Annotated in this window: 16 protein-coding genes and 1 pseudogene; 6 read left to right on the forward strand and 11 right to left on the reverse strand. The window is 64.3% G+C overall.

Features of this window, described 5'->3' with window-relative positions; all coding sequences use genetic code 11:
* Positions 1-114: 114 nt before the first annotated feature.
* The 3 genes and pseudogenes from P9255_RS02845 to P9255_RS02855 all read right to left on the reverse strand — a co-directional run bounded on the left by P9255_RS02845 (position 115) and on the right by P9255_RS02855 (position 2715).
* Positions 115-378, reverse strand: a complete 264-nt coding sequence (locus P9255_RS02845; protein ID WP_309768780.1) for a hypothetical protein — start codon at positions 376-378, stop codon at positions 115-117.
* Between the two features lie 218 nt (positions 379-596).
* Positions 597-731: pseudogene (locus P9255_RS02850) on the reverse strand (MBL fold metallo-hydrolase); the annotation flags it as partial.
* A gap of 220 nt (positions 732-951) precedes the next feature.
* Positions 952-2715, reverse strand: coding sequence for a tannase/feruloyl esterase family alpha/beta hydrolase (locus tag P9255_RS02855; protein ID WP_309768781.1), 1764 nt, complete (start codon positions 2713-2715; stop codon positions 952-954).
* Positions 2716-3051: 336 nt separating this feature from the next.
* Here P9255_RS02855 and P9255_RS02860 point away from each other — a divergent pair, with 336 nt between their 5' ends.
* Complete coding sequence (locus P9255_RS02860; RefSeq protein WP_309768782.1) at positions 3052-3822, forward strand: 3-oxoacyl-ACP reductase family protein; 771 nt, start codon at positions 3052-3054, stop codon at positions 3820-3822.
* Between the two features lies 1 nt (position 3823).
* Here P9255_RS02860 and P9255_RS02865 read toward each other — a convergent pair whose 3' ends face one another.
* Complete coding sequence (locus P9255_RS02865) at positions 3824-5410, reverse strand: amino acid carrier protein (protein ID WP_309789116.1); 1587 nt, start codon at positions 5408-5410, stop codon at positions 3824-3826.
* Between the two features lie 141 nt (positions 5411-5551).
* Positions 5552-7294, reverse strand: coding sequence for an IlvD/Edd family dehydratase (locus tag P9255_RS02870; protein ID WP_309768785.1), 1743 nt, complete (start codon positions 7292-7294; stop codon positions 5552-5554).
* Between the two features lie 236 nt (positions 7295-7530).
* On the opposite strand from P9255_RS02870, the gene chrA reads away from it, so the two are divergent.
* Entirely contained in the window at positions 7531-8751 is a 1221-nt protein-coding gene (gene chrA, locus P9255_RS02875) for a chromate efflux transporter (protein WP_309768787.1), read from the forward strand.
* Positions 8752-8874: 123 nt separating this feature from the next.
* Here the strand turns inward: chrA and P9255_RS02880 are convergent, their stop codons facing one another.
* A complete protein-coding gene (locus P9255_RS02880) occupies positions 8875-9618 on the reverse strand; it encodes a carbonic anhydrase family protein (RefSeq protein ID WP_309768788.1) in 744 nt (247 codons plus the stop codon).
* Positions 9619-9730: 112 nt separating this feature from the next.
* The gene (locus P9255_RS02885) at positions 9731-10888 is read right to left on the reverse strand and encodes a PDDEXK nuclease domain-containing protein (protein WP_309768939.1); all 1158 of its coding nucleotides are present in this window, start codon (positions 10886-10888) and stop codon (positions 9731-9733) included.
* A gap of 141 nt (positions 10889-11029) precedes the next feature.
* Between P9255_RS02885 and P9255_RS02890 the strand changes: the two genes are divergently transcribed.
* The gene (locus P9255_RS02890; RefSeq protein ID WP_309768789.1) at positions 11030-11254 is read left to right on the forward strand and encodes a hypothetical protein; all 225 of its coding nucleotides are present in this window, start codon (positions 11030-11032) and stop codon (positions 11252-11254) included.
* 24 nt (positions 11255-11278) lie between these two features.
* On the opposite strand, the gene P9255_RS02895 is transcribed toward P9255_RS02890, so the two are convergent.
* The gene (locus P9255_RS02895; RefSeq protein ID WP_309768791.1) at positions 11279-11887 is read right to left on the reverse strand and encodes a CDP-alcohol phosphatidyltransferase family protein; all 609 of its coding nucleotides are present in this window, start codon (positions 11885-11887) and stop codon (positions 11279-11281) included.
* 207 nt (positions 11888-12094) lie between these two features.
* On the opposite strand from P9255_RS02895, the gene P9255_RS02900 reads away from it, so the two are divergent.
* Both P9255_RS02900 and P9255_RS02905 read left to right on the forward strand, forming a co-directional pair.
* Entirely contained in the window at positions 12095-12724 is a 630-nt protein-coding gene (locus P9255_RS02900) for a lysophospholipid acyltransferase family protein (protein WP_309768792.1), read from the forward strand.
* Between the two features lie 28 nt (positions 12725-12752).
* A complete protein-coding gene (locus P9255_RS02905) occupies positions 12753-13682 on the forward strand; it encodes a phosphatidate cytidylyltransferase (RefSeq protein WP_309768793.1) in 930 nt (309 codons plus the stop codon).
* Positions 13683-13692: 10 nt separating this feature from the next.
* On the opposite strand, the gene P9255_RS02910 is transcribed toward P9255_RS02905, so the two are convergent.
* Complete coding sequence (locus P9255_RS02910) at positions 13693-14451, reverse strand: helix-turn-helix domain-containing protein (protein ID WP_309789117.1); 759 nt, start codon at positions 14449-14451, stop codon at positions 13693-13695.
* Positions 14452-14585: 134 nt separating this feature from the next.
* Between P9255_RS02910 and P9255_RS02915 the strand changes: the two genes are divergently transcribed.
* Positions 14586-15218 carry a YebB family permuted papain-like enzyme gene (locus P9255_RS02915; RefSeq protein ID WP_309768795.1) on the forward strand — a complete coding sequence of 211 codons (633 nt, stop codon included), beginning with the start codon at positions 14586-14588 and terminating at the stop codon, positions 15216-15218.
* Between the two features lie 216 nt (positions 15219-15434).
* Here P9255_RS02915 and P9255_RS02920 read toward each other — a convergent pair whose 3' ends face one another.
* Together P9255_RS02920 and P9255_RS02925 are read right to left on the reverse strand one after the other, a co-directional pair.
* On the reverse strand, positions 15435-16880 hold the full coding sequence (locus P9255_RS02920; protein ID WP_309768796.1) for an NAD-dependent succinate-semialdehyde dehydrogenase: 1446 nt from the start codon (positions 16878-16880) through the stop codon (positions 15435-15437).
* A gap of 142 nt (positions 16881-17022) precedes the next feature.
* Complete coding sequence (locus P9255_RS02925) at positions 17023-17847, reverse strand: DUF1932 domain-containing protein (protein ID WP_309768797.1); 825 nt, start codon at positions 17845-17847, stop codon at positions 17023-17025.
* Positions 17848-17897: the final 50 nt, after the last annotated feature.

Below are 17897 nucleotides of genomic sequence, written 5' to 3' on the forward strand. Positions count from 1 at the left end.
CGTATTCGCGGAGAATTAGCAAGACGAATTCCCGCCAGATGTCCCGCCTGGCGCACGATGGTGCTCGGGACGTTAGGAATTCGAAAGGTTGGCGTGTGCCGTTCGCGTGTTTCTTTAGTCTGCGTAATCGCTGAAGAGGTCCGGTGTGGCGTCGCTCGCTGGCGGCCTCGGCTGCAACGATCCGTCGCGCACTTGTTCGAGCATGGCTTGCGGCAACCACGTTTCTTCCATCTGACCGATGCCGCGTTCGATCATCTGTTGCAGGAAAAACGACTGCTTGTGTCCCGTTACTTCTGCCAATAGCCGCAATCTCTGTTCGATCGCCGGCTCGACGCGTACCGCGACCACCTTCAACTTGTTTTCGGCGGTCCTTCTCACCTTCTGCTCCTTAGCCGCTGCTGCCGCTTGGTTCGTTGCCAGTTGGCGCGTCGAGAGACGCGCGTGCAGCGGTGCTTCTACCACGGAATTTTGGTGCGGTGCAAGGTTTCGTGAAGCCGGCCGAGTGCGAGAAGCGTGGCATCAACCCCCGCAGCGCTTCCCGCATTTCGTTGTCGCGCCCTGTCGTCCGGATGTGCATGGCGAGGTGCCGCGACTCCGATCACATGCCGTGCGCCTTCCGGAAAATACGCGGACGTCCGCAGTACGCGCGCCGCGTGATAGTGCGACAACCCGACATGCCTGATCGGCTTGACCGCGTTGCCGCGAATCTTTGCGATAAGGTCCTGCGCCATCGTCCGCGATCATCACGCGCGAGTTTGGAAACCTGCGCGAAGCTGATCGATGCGCAAGCGCTGGCAATCGGTCTGCACGCTTCGCTAAACGCAAGTCGAGTTCGATCTACGGGGCGCCATCGGCGATTGAATCTGCGTCTAACCCGCAGCACCGAGGCAAAAAGAAAGCGCAATGCCGTGTAACACGGCATTGCGCGTTGAGCCAGGCGTGCGTCGCGACTTACGGCGCCGCTACGCCCTGCGTTTTTGGTGCATACGGCGCATAGAAGCTGGAGCCTGCCCAGGCGGGCGCCGCTGCGGTATAGAGCGGCGCGCCTTGCGTGTAGTTCGCGCCGTCGTGCCAGTCGCCGCTGCCGGTGTACTTCGCGACAGCAGGATACGGATACACCGGACGCGACGCCGTGACCTTGTTCGCCGTGTCGGTCTGATACGACATCACCGCGTTCGGCGCTGCGTCATGCTCCACCCAGCCGGTGATCTGCGACACCAGGTCGATGTTCGGAAAGCCCTCGCCGCCGCCGCAATGACCCACGCCCGGCACGACGTAGAGCCGCGTGAATTCGTTCGCGCTGGCTTCGCCCATCGTGTTCTGCACCGCCTGGTAATACGCGATCGTATAGAGCGGCGAGATGTGCTGATCGGCCCAGCCGTGCCACAGAATCAGCTTGCCTCCGGCCTTCCTGAACGCGGACAAGTCGGGATTGGTCGCGTCGTTGAGCGCGTGGTTCGACTGCAGATAGCCCGGATAGAAGTTCGCGTCCTGATAGCCGAAGGTATCGATGTTCGGCGTCGCCGGCGAACCCGTGAAGATGAGGTTGTACGCGCCGGAAACGATCGTATAGCTGAAGAGGCTCGTGACGGGAACCGGCGCATCGGTCGAGTTCGAGGTCGGCACTTCCACGCCGATCCAGTTCGCCTCCGAACCGTATTGCGGCGAGCCGCCGAGCATCCGCACGCCGGTGGTCGAATCGGTCGGGCCGGAATAGATCTTCGTGGCCGTCGCGACTTCGGCGGCGGTCAGGCAGCTACTCGTATCCGATGCGCTCGCCGGGCATTGAATCGATGCGGGATCGAAGTGGCACACGCGCGGATCGACGATGAGCCCGTCAGCCGCCCCCGATTGCCCGCCGCAAGCCGCCACGACCGCCTTGTGCAGTACTTCCGCCTTGTCGGCATACAGCACCGCCTTGCCCGCGCTCGTGCCCGTCGTGCTGTTCGATTCGACGCTCCATCCGTGATACAGCGAGTTCTGAATCTGGAAATGCGCAGCCGGCGCACCCGCGACGATACCGTTGTAATCCGACGGATAACGCTGCGCGGCCATCAGCGCTTCGCGGCCGCCATCGGAGCAGCCGACGAAGTACGAATACTTCTGCGCCTGACCGTAGTAAGCCTGAATCAGCTTCTTGGCGGCGAGCGTGGTGATGTGCTGTCCGCGATAAGCGAAATCGGCCTGCTTTTGCGGGTCCGTGGTCCATGCGGCGCTTTGCCCCGAGTGGCCCATATCGGTTGCCGCAGTGACGAAGCCGCCCTGCTGCACGAGCGGGCACGTATAGCTGAAGCTGAACGAGCTTTGCTTGGTCGGATCGCTGAGATTGCCGCACAGACCGCCGCAGCCGAGTTCAGCGAAGCGTTGCGTCCATGAATCGACGGGAAGCGCGACTTCGAACGTATTGGAAGGGGCAAGCGTGCCCTTCACCGTGCAGAAGTTGACCGACGCGCCGTTGATGGTCGCGGCCGTGACCGTCGCGGAGCTGATCGCGCTGCCCGCGCCGCCGATATCGCTGAGATCGACCGAAGCGAGCTTCGAGCAATCGACGACGGGCTTCACCACGGACAGCGGCGCATTGCTTGCCGGCGCGCTGTCGCTACTGCCGTCGCTGCCACACGCGGCGCTCAGCACGGCGGTCATGCACATGACGAACAATGTCAGGAGCGAGGCTGCGCCCGACCGTGCCATCCCAAAGCGATTCATGCGTTTCATGAGTCTCCCTCTTCAAATAGTTGTGCCGCGTATCGCTATCGGCATCGGAGTACGTTGCTGCCGGGGGTCAAAATGGCTCGTGCGCCGGGGCGGCGGAAGGGCGGGTTAACCAGCGCGTGAAACGCCGGAACGCGTGCGTGGGGCAACGCATCGCCTTGCTGACACGGACTCGAAGGAGTACGAGGCGCGACGCTGTCCGATAAACAGATTAGATGGCCCCGACAGGTCTTTCGAATTGGCTGCCCGGCCATGTATGCGCCTTGCTGGCACGCAGAGCGACGCCGCGCTGCGCCGGCACGCGGCCATCCATGTGCTCAACGACTACGAGGAACAGAGATGAAACTGCAAGGGAGAAAGGCGCTCGTCACCGGAAGCGATTCCGGCATCGGTCAGGCCATCGCGATCCTGTTCGCCGAAGAAGGCGCGGACGTCGCCGTGATCTACCACACCGACCGCGCGGGCGCGGAGAAGACAGCGGAACAAGTCGCGGCCACCGGCAGGCGGGCAATCGTCTTGCAGGCCGATGTCGGCGATCCCGCTTCGGTCGCGCGGATGTTCGAGGAAACAACGACGCAGCTCGGCGGTCTCGACATCCTCGTCAACGACGCGGGCGTCGGCGCGGGCGGCGCCGAAGTCGCGGAGCTGGAGGACGAACAGCTCGAGACGGTCATCAGGACGGACCTGTTCGGTCCGCTCTATTGCTGCCGCGCGTTCGTGAAGCTGCGCCGGGCGAGCGGGGGCGGCGGGCGCATCGTGAATATATCGTCGGTGGCGCAGCATCTTCCCACGCCGGAAAGCGCGCCTTATGGCATGGCGAAAGCCGCGCTCGGATCGCTGTCGCGCAGCCTGTCGCGTGAAGTCGCCGAGGACAGGATCAACGTGAACAATATCGCGCCGGGGCTGATCCAGACGCCGATGACGCAAAAACGCCTTGATGATCCGGACGCCCGCGAGAAATCGATGTCGGTGATTCCGTGGCATCGGCCGGGACAGCCGGAGGAAATCGCGCGTGTTGCGCTCTTCCTCGCGTCCGATGACGGCGACTACGTCACCGGACAGACATGGACCATCGACGGCGGACTATCGATGCAATGGGGCGGCGCGTGACTCAGGCTTCCGCGCGGGTCTTTTCGCCCGCGCGCGCTTTCGAATCGTCGCGGCTTCGTGCGGACCAGTACTGGGTCCGCACGCCGATGTCGTCGGACCGGAAGGGGCCGCCGCGCGTGGCCCGATAATGCGCGAGCGCCCGATACACGAGCCCTTGCCCGAGCAGCACGATCGGCACGTTGAGCAGCACCATCACGATGTTCATGAGATCCGACAGCGCCCACAGGTTCGGCAATTCAAGCCCCGCAAGCACGGTCAGCGCGCCGAACGGCACGAACACGAGCGATCCGAGCACGCGTATGCCCGCGATAAAACGTGGACTGCGCGAGATGAAGTTCGCCGATATTTCGGCGAACGAAATCATGCCGAGCAAGGTGGTGAACGCGAAGAGTCCGTAGCAGACGCACATGACGATGCGGATCACGTCGCCGGCCCACGCCGGGACCAGCGCTTCCACCGACGCCAGATACACCGTGATTTTCGACGCCCGCACCGATTCCCACGCCTGGCCATCGACCGTGCCGGTCCACACGTGCGCCATCACGACGATGAAGCCCGTCATCGTGCAGATGACCATCGTATCGAAGAACACGCCGAGGCTTTGCACGAAGCCCTGTTCGCAGGGGTGATCGTTATCGGCGATGGCGGCGGCCATCGTGATGGTCCCCTGCCCCGCTTCGTTCGACATCAGCCCGCGCTTGACGCCTTGCGCAAGCGCGGTGCCGATCGCGCCGCCGAACAGCGCATGCGGTGCGAACGCGCCGACGACGACCTCGTGAAAGAAGTACGGAATGAGCGGCAGATTGATGAGGATGATGACGAGCGACATCACGCAGAAAAGCGTCGCCTTGATGGGCACGAGCACATCGGTATAAGCGGTCACGCGCCGGATGCCGCCCATGATGATGAACGCGCACGCCAGCACGAGCCCAGCCGCGATGAAGTAATAGACCGTCGATTGCCGCGCGAGATGCGTGCCGGCCACCGTATCGGCGATGGTGCCGATCGCCGTGAAGACGTTGAACGTTTGCGGCGGCACGTTGAACAAGGCATAGACGATGAACACGAGCGACAGGAAGGCGCCGACGAAGCGCCGTCCGCCGAGAATGCGTCGTCCATAGAACGGCAGGCCGCCGACGAATTCGTCGTCCTTCCTTTCCTTGAACAGCTGCGCGAGCGTCGATTCCATGAAGGCCGTCGCCATGCCGAAGAATGCGGCGACCCACATCCAGAACAGCGCGCCCGGACCGCCGACCGAGATCGCGCCCGTAATGCCGACGATGTTTCCGGGCCCCGCGCGCATCGCGAGTCCGAGCATGAACGATGCGAGCGCGCTCACCCCGGTACTCGATGATTGCCTGCGCAGCATGATGCGCACGATCCTGCCGATGTTCATCGTCTGGATGAAACGCGTGCGAATGGTGAAGTGAATGCCGACGCCGACGAGCAGCAGGATCGCGAACGGAAACTGCCCGAGCACCGGGATTCGCGAGTAAGCCTTGAAGTTGGTGGGGAAGTCCCAGAGAAAGTCGGAGACAGGCGCGATGAACGCAAAGAACGCGTTCACGGATTGGAAAAGGTCATCCACGCGGGGCCTTCTTTGTTGCTTCGAGCTGTTTGCAGCAGGAGTTCGGATTAGAAAAACCCGATTCGATGGAACCGGGCCGAGTGCCAGCGCGCATCATCGGATGCGCGGGCGCGTATTATACGGCGCGCGTTCGCGTGCTCTTCACGAACCGGCTTCGTCGGCGGATGAGGCGTCTTTGGACGCCGCGCGCAGGAAGTCGAAGTCGCATCCGGCGTCGGCCTGCAGCACGCGCTCCTGATACAGCTTCTGATAGCCCCGCGCGATGCGCTCGGGCGGCTTCACGTCCTGCGCCCGGCGCGCGAGCTCCGCTTCATCGACGAGCAGGTCGATGCGGCGCTCGCGCACGGAGAGGCGAATGCGGTCGCCGTTGCGCACGAGTCCGATCGGCCCGCCGAGCGCGGCTTCCGGCGTGACGTGCAGCACGATGGTTCCATAGGCCGTGCCGCTCATGCGTGCATCGGAGATGCGCAGCATGTCCTTCACGCCCTGTTGCGCGAGCTTCCTCGGGATCGGCAGATAGCCGGCTTCGGGCATACCTGTGCCGCTCGCGGGGCCGGCGTTCTGCAGCACGAGGATGTCGTTTGCCTCGACATCGAGACCGGGATCGTCGATGCGCGCCGCCAGGTCTTCGAGCGACGTGAACACGACCGCGCGCCCTTCCTGCTCGAACAGCGATTTGTCGGCGGCGGAGCGCTTGAGGATCGCGCCGCGCGGTGCGAGCGAACCGAACAGCGCCACGAGCCCGCCTTGCGGCTCCACCGGGTCGGACGACTTCCTGACGATACGATGATCGACCCACGCCTCGCGTTCGGCCGCGATGCGCTCGCCGAGCGTTTCGCCGGTCACGGTGATCGCGTCGAGATGCAGTTGGGGTTCCAGTTCGCGCAGCACGGCTGTCATGCCTCCGGCAGCGAAGAAGTCCTCCATGTAGTGCTCGCCGGTCGGCTTCAGGTTGACGAGCACGGGAGTTTCATCGGAGATGGCGTTGAGCCTTTCGAGCGACACGGGAATGCCTAGCCGTCCCGCGACAGCCGTGAGATGGATGATCGCGTTGGTCGATCCGCCGATGGCGAGCAGCACGCGCACGGCGTTCTCGACCGACTTCGCGGTGATGATCTGGCTTGGCCGCAGAGGTTCGCGAATGAGTTGCACCGCGCGTGCGCCGCTGGCTTCGGCTGCGCGGATGCGGTCCGCATGCACGGCGGGGATGGCGGCGGTGCCGGGCAGCGACATGCCGAGCGTTTCGGCGATGCAGGCCATGGTGCTTGCGGTGCCCATGACGGCGCAGGTGCCGGCGGTGGTCGCGAGACGCCCTTCGATCTGATCGATTTCGTGCCCGCTGACCTCGTTCGCACGGAACTTCGCCCAGAAGCGGCGGCAGTCGGTGCAGGCGCCGAGGCGTTCCCCCTGGTGACGGCCGGTCATCATCGGGCCGACGACGAGTTGCACGGCGGGGATATCGGCGGCGGCGGCGCCCATCAGCTGCGCGGGAACGGTCTTGTCGCAACCGCCGATGAGCACGACGGAGTCCATCGGCTGCGCGCGCAGCATTTCCTCGACGTCCATGCTCATGAGGTTGCGGAACATCATCGACGTCGGGTTCAGGAAGACTTCGCCTAACGAGATCGTCGGAAAGTCTATCGGCATGCCGCCGGCTGCGAGGACGCCGCGTTTCACTGCATCCACGAGCTCGGGCATTCCGCGGTGGCAATTGTTGAAGCCGGAGCCGCTGGTCGCGATGCCTACTATCGGCTTGTTCAGCAAGTCCGTCGAATAACCCATCGATTTTGCGAACGAGCGGCGCAGGTATAACGCGAAGCCGCGGTCACCGTAGTTGGTCAGGCCTTTCGACAGGCCTCCGGCCTCTGGATCTTCCTTTTGCATTTGCTTTCTGTCTCCGGTGTGCTTCGGGTCGCATGTCGTGTGCTCTTGTTCGTGGAGGTATATTAGCTCGCCCCTGCCCGCGCGCACCGATACGCCGGGAGCCGAATGAGCAAGCAAAGCAAAGTCAAAGGACATGGTTAGCGAACAGAAAGCCGCGTATGCGCTGCAATCTGTAGCTCACGCGATGACGATCACAACCGGATGCCCTGTTCCCCTCCATGATCCACGAACCGCACATGACCGCTGCGACACAAGCCCGAACGCGAGCCGCACTCGAAGTGCTAGTGGCCTTCCTGAAGCTGGGCCTGACGAGCTTCGGCGGCCCGGTTGCGCACATCGGCTATTTCCGCCGGGAATTCGTCGAGCGCCGGCGCTGGCTAGACGACGAAACGTTCACCGATCTCGTCGGCCTGTGCCAGTTTCTTCCGGGGCCTGCGAGCAGTCAGACCGGCTTTTCGATCGGCCTGCTCAGGGCGGGCTGGCTCGGCGGCCTCGCCGCGTGGTGCGGCTTCACGCTGCCGTCCGTGCTGTTGCTCGTCGCCTTCGCCGTGATCGCGCCGCGCGTCGGCGGGCCGGTCGGCGATGGCCTGATTCACGGACTGAAGCTCGTCGCCGTGGCGGTGGTCGCGCAGGCGGTGTGGGACATGGCGCGCCGGCTGTGCCCCGATCGACGGCGCGCGGGCATGGCGCTTGCCGCAATCGTCGCGCTCGGCGTGCTGACGACCGTCTATGCGCAAGTCATCGTGATCGGATGCGGCGCGGTGCTCGGACTCGTGCTGTGCCGTGAGACGGCGACACCGGCGAATCGGCCGGCCGCCTGCGAGCATGAGTTTCGCGTGTCGCGCACGGCGGGCGTCATCGCGCTGGCTGTGTTCTGTGCGTTGCTGTTTGGTCTGCCGCTATCGTCCCTGACTCGCGACGTTCATCCCATCGCTATCTTCGACGCGTTCTATCGTTCGGGCGCGCTGGTTTTCGGTGGCGGTCATGTCGTGCTGCCGCTGTTGCAGCAGCAGACCGTCGCGACGGGATGGATATCGCCGAACGACTTTCTCGCCGGCTATGGCGCGGCGCAGGCGGTGCCGGGTCCCCTTTTCACGTTCGCGTCGTATCTCGGCTGGATGGCGGCCGGCCCGACGGCTCGCTGGGCCGGCGCGCTCGTGGCAACCGCCGGCATCTTTCTGCCGGGGCTGCTGCTCGTCGTCGCGGCGTTGCCCTGGTGGCAGGCGCTGCGCTCGCGACCTTCCGTCGCCGCGATGCTGGCCGGCGTGAACGCGGCGGTCGTCGGATTGCTGGGCGTGGCGCTTTATTCGCCGGTCTGGACGAGCGCGGTTCGTTCGGCCGTCGACTTTGGCATCGCAGTGTGCGGCTTCGTCTTGCTCACGCGGTGGAAGACGCCGCCGCTTGCCGTCGTCGTGTTGTGCGCGCTGGCGGGGATCGCTGAGTCGGTGTGGCGCTAGTTCAACCGGCCCAGCACACGCAACGGTTTTGCGCTGCCGTCGCTGAGCGATATCGCCATGGCGGCGGGCGCACGCTTCGTTCGCGGGGCGCTTCGTCGGGTTTGCGCCGGCAGTAACGGCGAGTCAGCCGAAGAAGTTCACCGCGCCGGTTCGAAGGTCGTACATCGCGCCGACGATCCGGATCGTGCCGTCAGTCTCGAGACCGGCAAGCACGGGACTGTCGCGCCGAATGGCCGCGACCGTCATCTCGACGTTCTTGCGCGCGACGGCATCGACGAACGCGTAGTTGGTCGCGGATCGGTCGCCGTCGTACGGGGTGGCCTGTACCGCCGGCTTGATCCGGTCCAGCAAGCCGGTGAGATGGCCCAGCTCGGCGTTGGCAATGGCGCCCTTGATCGCGCCACATGCGGTGTGGCCCATCACCAGCACGACTTTCGCGCCGGACAGTTTGCACGCGAATTCCATGCTTCCGAGGATATCGTCGTTCTCGACATTGCCGGCGATCCGGCAATTGAAGATATCGCCGATACCGAGGTCCATGATGACTTCCGCCGGCGCGCGCGAATCGATGCAACTGAGCAGCACGGCTGCGGGATACTGCCCCGCGGCACTCGCCCGCTGTTCGCTCAGATAGTTGCGCGCTTTTCGTTCGCCCTTCTGGAACCGGGCGTTTCCCCGTTTCATGACCTGGATGATCTGGTCCGGCGTCATGCTTTTGCGCTGGGCTTTCGTCAATGCGCCGGCGCGCGCGCCTTCGATAGACAACGGGCCGGTGGCAAGCGCGGCAACGGCGACGCTCGCCCGCTTGACGAAGCCGCGCCGGGCGGTGCCGGCATCATGCTGCGAACGGTTCGAATCGGTGGACATGACGCTGACCCTCCTCTTCTTTTTTTGGGCGGAGGGACGTGCCGGCCCCGACGCGCGCAGACTTACTATAGGCAATCCAGCGCGGCGTTCAAGCTCCCGAAGCGCGACGCGCTCATTCCCCTTCGTCCGCGCCCGCCCTGCCCGCTTCCCATTCGCGCCGAACCCTGGCCAGTTCTTCGGCGAGCACCTTTTCGTCAGGCAGCATCATGTGATATTCCGCTGCGAGCACCTTGTTCGGCAGGCCGTCGAGCGCATAGCGAGCCACGGCCGCGTTCGTCCGCGCGCAAAGAATGAGGCCGACAGGCGGATTCTCGCCGGGCAGCGTCCAGTGCTCCCTCGCGTAATTGCAGTACATGTGCATCTGCCCGACATCGGCGTGATTGAGTTCGGTGAGCTTCAGGTCGATGATCACGAGACACCGCAGCCGTCGATGAAAGAACAGCAGATCGACGCGATACCAGCTATCGCCGATGCGCAAGCGGCGCTGCCGCCCGACGAATGTGAAGTCGCCGCCCAACTCGAGCAGAAAGTCTTCGAGCCGATGAATCAGCGCGTCTTCCAGCTGGCTTTCCGAATACTCGTCCTTGAGGTCGAGGAATTCGAGCACGTACGGGTCCTTGATGGCTTCTTCGGGCGTCACGATGTCCCCGCGCTCCGCGATGCCGCCTTTCTCCAGCATCGCGCGCTTGTCGCGCGACATCAGCGTGCGGGTGTAGAACTGGCTGCCGATCTGCCGGTCGAGTTGCCGTACGCTCCAGCCGCCGTGCAGGGCTTGCGCCTCGTAGAAGCGGCGTTCGTCGTCGGAGCGCGTGCGTCGCATCAGATGGACGTAGTGCGTCCATGAAAGCGGGAATCGCTCGGCCAGTTGCGCGAGCGTTGAATTCCGAATCGCCGATTCGGATTTCGCCTTCGCGGCCGATACGCCGGATTTCCGATTCCGCGATTCGGAAATCGCTTCGGTCGTCGCGGCGGGCAATGCCGGATAAGCCTGATAGAAAAGCCGCATCAATTCGAGATTGTCGACGCCGAAACCGCGCCCGAAGCGCGTCGTCAGATCGGCCGACAGCCGCCGCAACAGCGCCTGTCCGTACGCCGCGCGGCCCGCGCCGCCCTGCTCGAATTCGACGATGCGATGCCCGATGCGCCAGTAGGTCGCCGTCATCAGCGCGTTGATGCTGCGCGCCGCCGCCTGCCGGCCCTGCTCCAGCAGCGCGAGCACGTCGCCGAGCGTCGCGCCGTAGTCGTCCTCGGGGAGAATCACGTCGTTCATCATCGTCCTTGTCTGCCGTTGCGAGCGCAAGCTCACCGCCGTGCAGTGTCGCATACGGGCTTGCGTCGCCTACCGCACATCATTGTCCGACGATTCGTCCTACGCTTCGAGCTTCCTGCGACCGGACGTTTCGCTGGCTCAATGACCCGATATTTCACCTCAAGGCAAGGCGCGATCAAGCGTCTGATGGACCTCAAGCGGCAAGTCGCGCGCACCGGCTATTCGTTCGCCAACATCGCCGGATGCCGCGCAGACGGCAGCGAAGTGAGCGGCATCGACGCCGTGCTGCTCGACGTGCGCGCGGGGCGCATCGGCTATTTCCGTCATGAGGACGCCAACGGCGATCAGCTCGTCTACATCAGCTGACCCGAGCGGCCGCGTGCCGCGTCTTCAACGGCCGCCGGCCTCGGCGATGCCCGCCCGCACGCGACGCATCGCCGTCAGCACGGCCAGCGCGATCAGCGCGCGCCACAGCCACACCGCGCTTTCGCCGATGCCGTACCCCAGGCCGACCCACAACGCGAACGCCCCGATGACGAACGCGCGATCGCTCTTGCCGAACGGCCCGTCGTAACGACGGCTCGCGCCCGCGAGCGGTCCGATCAACCCCGCGCATTCGACGATCACCGCAGTCAGCGCGAAAAGCCAGACATCGGCCGAAGGGAATCCCGCGACGGCGAGAAACGGCAGGACCAATGCGATATCGGATATCACGTCGCCCATTTCGTTCAGATACGCGCCCAGGGTGCTTTTCTGGCCGTGCTCGCGGGCGAGCATGCCGTCGATGGCGTTGAGCGCCATCCGCGCGAAGAGCCAGACGGGAATCAGCAGGAACATGGCGTGATGCGGATACGCAAGTCCCGCCATCGCACCGACCGCGATCGATCCGATTGCCGCACCGACCGTCACCTGATTCGCCGTCACGCCGTGCCGCGCCAGCCAGCCGGTCAAAGGGCGCAAGAAATTCTGGAAGCGGGGTTTGAGTGCGTAAAGGCTCATGGAATGGGGGTGCCGTGTGGCCGGACATAAACGCGCTACTATCGCGACCCGCGACGGGCCCGTCAACCGTCAGGATTCCCAAGCTCATTAAACAGGCGCATTTGTGGCAACACAGAAGATATTTGGCATAAGTCGTCAAGGCCGATTGCTTCCACGCCGGCGCTATGACAGGAATAGCGCCCTGACGACAACTCGAACACTCGACCGATGAAACTCATCCACAGGTGGCAGCGCGACCTGCTTCTCGCTTTCGTGCGGCTCGTGGCCGGCGCTTATCCGCTCTGGCACGGCGGAGCGCCATCCGCGGCACAGAAGCTGTACTTCTCGAATCACACGAGCCATATCGATACCCTCGCCATTCTGGCCGCATTGCCGCGCGGTCTGCGCAATGCGGTGCGGCCGGTCGCCGCGCGCGACTACTGGGATTCGGGCCCGCTCAAGCGACATATCGCGCAGAAGCTGCTCAACGTCGTGCTGATCGATCGCCGCCGCGAAACGGAAGGCGATCCGCTCGACCCCGTACGCGACGCGCTCGCGCAGGGGCATTCCATCATCATTTTTCCGGAAGGCACGCGTGGGGCGGATGCGCTGCCGCAAGTTTTCAGGAGCGGGCTCTTTCATCTGGCGAGCGAATTTCCGCATGTCGAGCTTGCGCCGGTTTATCTGGAGAACCTGCAGCGGATCATGCCGAAGGGCGCGCTCGTGCCGATACCGCTCATCTGCAAGCTGCACTTCGGCGCATCGGAGGCGCGGCGCGAAGGGGAAGACAAGGCTTCGTTCCTCGCCCGTATGCGCGATGCCGTGATCGCGCTCGCGCCGCAATCCACCGCGCAGTGACGCGGATATTTCGCACATCAAGGAAATCATGCCGACAACATTCTGGAAACTCGTGGCCGGCGTCACCGGCGTGCTCGCCGTGGCGACGATCATCGGCGCGATCCTCGGCGCACGCACCAAGGCCACGAACGCGACGATCATCAACCTGAACCAGCGCATCCACGCGTGGTGGGGAATGATCGCGGTGATGGTCATCGCCATCGGTCTCGGCGACAAGGCGACGTACGTGGTATTCGCGCTGCTCTCGTATCTCGCGTTGCGCGAGTTCATCACGCTCACGCCGACGACGCCGAGCGATCACACGACCCTCTTCGTCGCGTTCTTCGTGGCGGTGCCGGCGCAGTACGTGCTGCTCGGCATCGACTGGTACGGGATGTATTCGATCTTCGTGCCGGTGCATCTTTTCTTCGCGATGTCGCTGCTGTCGGCCGTCACGCAGGACACGCGCGATTTCCTGAGCCGCAATGCGCGCATCAACTGGGCGCTGATGGTCTGCGTCTACGGACTGAGCCATGCGCCCGCGTTGCTGACGCTCGATATTCCCGGTTATCGCGGACAAAACGCGCTGCTGCTGTTCTATTTCCTGCTCGTCGTGCAGTTGAGCGATGTGCTGCAGTATGTCGTCGGCAAGCTGTTCGGGCGGCGCAAGATCGCGCCGGTGCTGTCGCCATCGAAGACGGTGGAGGGATTCGTCGGCGGCGGCCTGCTCGCGGCGTTATGCGGCGCGGCGCTGTATCGCGTGACGCCGTTCAGCTTCGGCGCGGCGTTGCTGATGTCGCTTGCAATCGTGCTGACGGGGTTCGTCGGCGGGCTCGTGCTCTCGGCGGTGAAGCGCTCGCTCGGCGCGAAGGACTGGGGAACGATGATCGCGGGACACGGCGGAATGCTGGATCGGGTGGATTCGATCTGCTTTGCTGCGCCGGTGTTTTTTCATCTGGTGCGGTATGTGTATGTGTGATCGCGCGTGCTCAGCTCTTGCCGTTGCGTGAGCGCTTGCCGCCGCGCATGTCCGCGAACGCTGCGGGTTCCCATTCGCGCGCGCCCAGCAGCATGCCGATTCCACGGCGATGCGCAATCGGCGCTTTCGCCGACTCCGCGTGCAACTCCGCCACGCGCGCACGAAGCGTGAGCAGTTCGCCGCGAAGCTGCTCGATCGCCGGTTCGGTGAGCATCGCGTGGGCGAATTCCATCGTCGCTCGGGGATGATCAAAGTCGCTCGCGACGAAGTCCGGCAGCGCCTCCTCCATGAAGAAGCGCCGGATGGGGCCGCCGGGAAGCCAGTGAAAGTCTCGCTCCACGAGCAGGCGAATGCGGTCGCCGGGCATCAGCATGATGAGACCCATGCGTTCGAGCTTGAGCAGCTTCTCGAGACACTGCGCATGGGTGATGCGATATTCACCGACGATCTCCGCTACCGTCCAGTGATTCAGCGCGCATACCGCGACCAGCAACAGCCTGCGATTGGCAACGAGTTGGGCTTCCTGGGCGTGTGTGAGCGTCTTTCGCCTCGGCGTGACGGACGCGGCTTCGTTGGTGAGTTCGGCCAGCGTGAAGCCGAGCAACGCACTGACCTGCGCGAGACGTTCGACGGTGAAACGCTCGCTTGAAAACAGGCGTTTGACGCTCGGCTCGGACAGTTCGAGCGCATGCGCGACTGCGCGATACGTCAAGCCTTGCGCTTTGAGATGGCGTTTGATGACCGCGATGATGCGCGCCACTTCGTTCATGTTTTCCTGGTATCGGATTTCGATACCCGACCGTGCAAGCCGCAATGCCGCGTGGCAAAGAGCGTGCGTTCGATGACCGGGGATTGCATGCTAACGCTTCTCTACTGGCAATGCGATCACGAGGACATTCGAACATGCTCGCCATCAATCACGCTCAGGCGCTTCCGGTGAATCTGCAAACCGGCGATGTGGTCTTTGTCCGCGTTCGCGCGCGGCCGTTTCGAGAGATTTCGATTGCGACGGAGTCGTGGACGCATCATGTCGGGATCGTAATCGGCGAGAGCGACGGCGAAACGTTGATCGCGGAAAGTGCATTCCCGCTGAGTCGCATCACCACGCTTCGGGCCTTCATCGCGCGTTCGGAAGGCGGGCGCGTGGCCGTCGGCCGACTGCGCGCTTGCCTGACGGACGCGCAGAAGGAACGCATCGCGGCGGCCGCGCGGCGGCGCATCGGCATCTGGTACGACACCGGATTCAACATGCATTCGACGCGGCAATTCTGCTCGCGCTTCGTGCACGAGGTGCTTCGCGATGCAACCGGCGTGCGCGTCGGCGAAGTGGAGACGTTCGCGGCGCTGCTTGCGCGTCAGCCGGGAGCGGCGCTCGGGTTCTGGCGCTTGTGGCACTTCGGACGCATTCCGTGGCGGCGTGAGACGGTGACACCCGCCAGTTTGCTGAACAGTTCCGAGCTGGAGGTGTTTTTCGAGAGCGGCGAGGACGGCGTCGCTCGTCCGATGATTCATGCGCCACATGAAGCCGTTCAATGATGAGATGAACGGCGCGCCATCGTCCCGATAGGAGCGGGCGCGAAAACGTGGCGTGAGCGTGGTGTGCTTGTCGTCAGCTTCGAGCTTCGTTGACAAGAAGACGAGTCGATGCAATGGGAAAATGCGCAGCAAATCTGGACTACGACGCGCAGCGGGAGGAGATGCAAGCGCCCGCGCATCTCCATGCACGGGCGCTTCCCATCACTCAGGCAAGACTCAAACCGCCATCACCGTGACCGACTTCGTCACGAGATACGGCTCCAGCGCCTCCGGTCCGCCTTCGGAGCCATAGCCCGAATCCTTCACGCCGCCGAACGGCATTTCCGGCCACGGCGTCGCGGGCTGGTTGATCCACAACATGCCGACTTCGAGCCGGTTCGTCAGCAGATGCACGTTCTTGAACGAGCGCGTGAACGCATAGCCGGCGAGACCGTACGGCAGACGATTCGCCTCCGTGATCGCGTCTTCGAGGGAGTCGAAGCCGCGGATCGCCGCGACCGGACCGAACGGCTCGTTGTTGAACACGTCAGCTTCGAGCGGCACGTCCGTGAGCACCGTCGGCGCGAAGAAGTTGCCCGCGCTGCCGATGCGCTCGCCGCCCGTCGCCACCGTCGCGCCCGCCTTGCGCGCGTTCTCGATCACGCTCGTCATCGCCGTGATGCGTCGTGCGTTGGCGAGCGGCCCGAGCGTCGTGCCCTCGGCGAGACCATCGCCAACCGAGAGCCCTTCCGCGTGCTTCACCAGCGCCTTCGCGAAGTCATCGCGCACGCTGTTGTGAACGAGAAAGCGCGTCGGTGAAATACACACCTGCCCCGCATTGCGGAACTTGGCCGCGCCCGCCGCCTTCACCGCAAGCTCGACGTCCGCATCCTCGGCGACGATCACCGGCGCATGACCGCCGAGTTCCATCGTCGCGCGCTTCATGTACTGGCCCGCCAGCGCGGCCAATTGCTTGCCGACCGCGGTCGAGCCCGTGAACGTCACCTTCCGGATGACCGGATGCGAAATCAGATACTTCGAAATCTCGGGCGGATCGCCGAACACGAGGCCGAGCACGCCGTTCGGCACGCCCGCATCGGCGAATGCGCGGATCAGTTCGGCGGGCGATGCCGGCGTCTCTTCCGGCGCCTTCACGATGAACGAACAACCCGTCGTCAGCGCAGCCGACAGCTTGCGCACGACCTGATTCACCGGGAAATTCCACGGCGTGAACGCCGCAACCGGACCGACCGGCTCCTTCACGACCGTCTGCTGCGCGTTGACGTTGCGCGGCGGCACGATGCGCCCGTGCACGCGACGCCCTTCGTCCGCGAACCATTCGATGATGTCCGCCGCCGAGTTCACTTCGATGCGCGCTTCGACGAGCGGCTTGCCCTGTTCCTGCGTCATCAGGCGGGCGATCGAATCGGCGCGTTCGCGCACGAGCGCGGCGGCCTTGCGCATCAGCGACGCGCGTTCGAGCGCCGTCATCCGGCGCCACGTCGCGAAGCCGGCTTGCGCGGCAGCGAGCGCACGATCCAGATCGCCGATGCTGGCCCGCGCGACCGTGCCGATCTTCTCGCCAGTGGCCGGATTCAGCACGTCGATCGTGGCGCCGCCCTCTGCGTCGCACCACTCGCCGTTGATGTAAAGACGCGTGTTCTGATACGTTCCTGCGGTCATTGAGCACCTCTTGCTAAAAAGATGGCCGGGCCGGCGTGCTCGCCAGCCAGGATTCTGCTTCGATGAGAAATGCGGTGGAAGAGTCGAGCCTGCATCGTTATTCAAGGATACGCAGGAAATCGCACGACCGCACGCTTCGCGGTCATCGGCGCGATCCGTCGAAGAACTCGGTGAGCGCATCGGTGGCGGTCTTGTCGGCCGCGAGCCGTGCGTAGAGTCCCGAGGCTCCTTCGTAGATGCGATGCTCCGCGAAGTCGTCGCCGATGAACGCCGCGATCTCTTCCATTTCCGCGACCCAGCGATACGCCTTCGGCGGCATGCGCGGCACGTTGCTCGCGAGCCAGGCGGCAATCTCCGGCTGGCTTTCAGCGAGTTCGTCCAGCAACGCGCGGCCTGCGCCATTGCGCATCGCTGCGAGCGACATCGCCGCGCCGATCGCCGTCAGCCCCTTGGTGATGCCCGCGTACGACATCTTGAGCGCCGACGCCGCGCCGATCGGCCCGTCGAGCAGACGCACGGCGAGGCCGGCGCCGGCAAGCCCGTTCGCTCGCGGCGCGTGCGAACCCGAGAAATAGAACTTGGGCGATGAGGGCAAGCCGATGATCCCGCCATCGACGAATGCGGCGCCGGCGGCATCGACGGTCTGCGCGATTGCCGCGACGGTCTGCGGGCTGATGGCGTTGCAATCGATATAAACGGCTTTCTTCGCGGCTCGCGTGAGCGCGGGCGCGAGGCGTTGCGCGGTATCGACGGCCACGGCGGGCGGCACGATCGACAAGATGAAATCCGCCGCGGCGAGTTCGTCGACACTCGCGTCTTCCATGCCGGCGTCACTCGCGCGGGCGATGCTGGCCGCGCTGCGGCCTTCGAGCGTGGTGAGCACGCGCGCGCCCGACGCGCTCAATAGCTTGCCGACGGCCGCGCCCATGCTTCCCGCGCCGAGGAGCGCAATGGTGTATCGAGTCAAAAGCGGCTCCCTGCGGTCAGTGGAACAGACGCACAGGATACGCGGATGAG

Source organism: Caballeronia sp. LZ019 (genome assembly GCF_031450825.1).
Classification (GTDB): Bacteria; Pseudomonadota; Gammaproteobacteria; order Burkholderiales; family Burkholderiaceae; genus Caballeronia.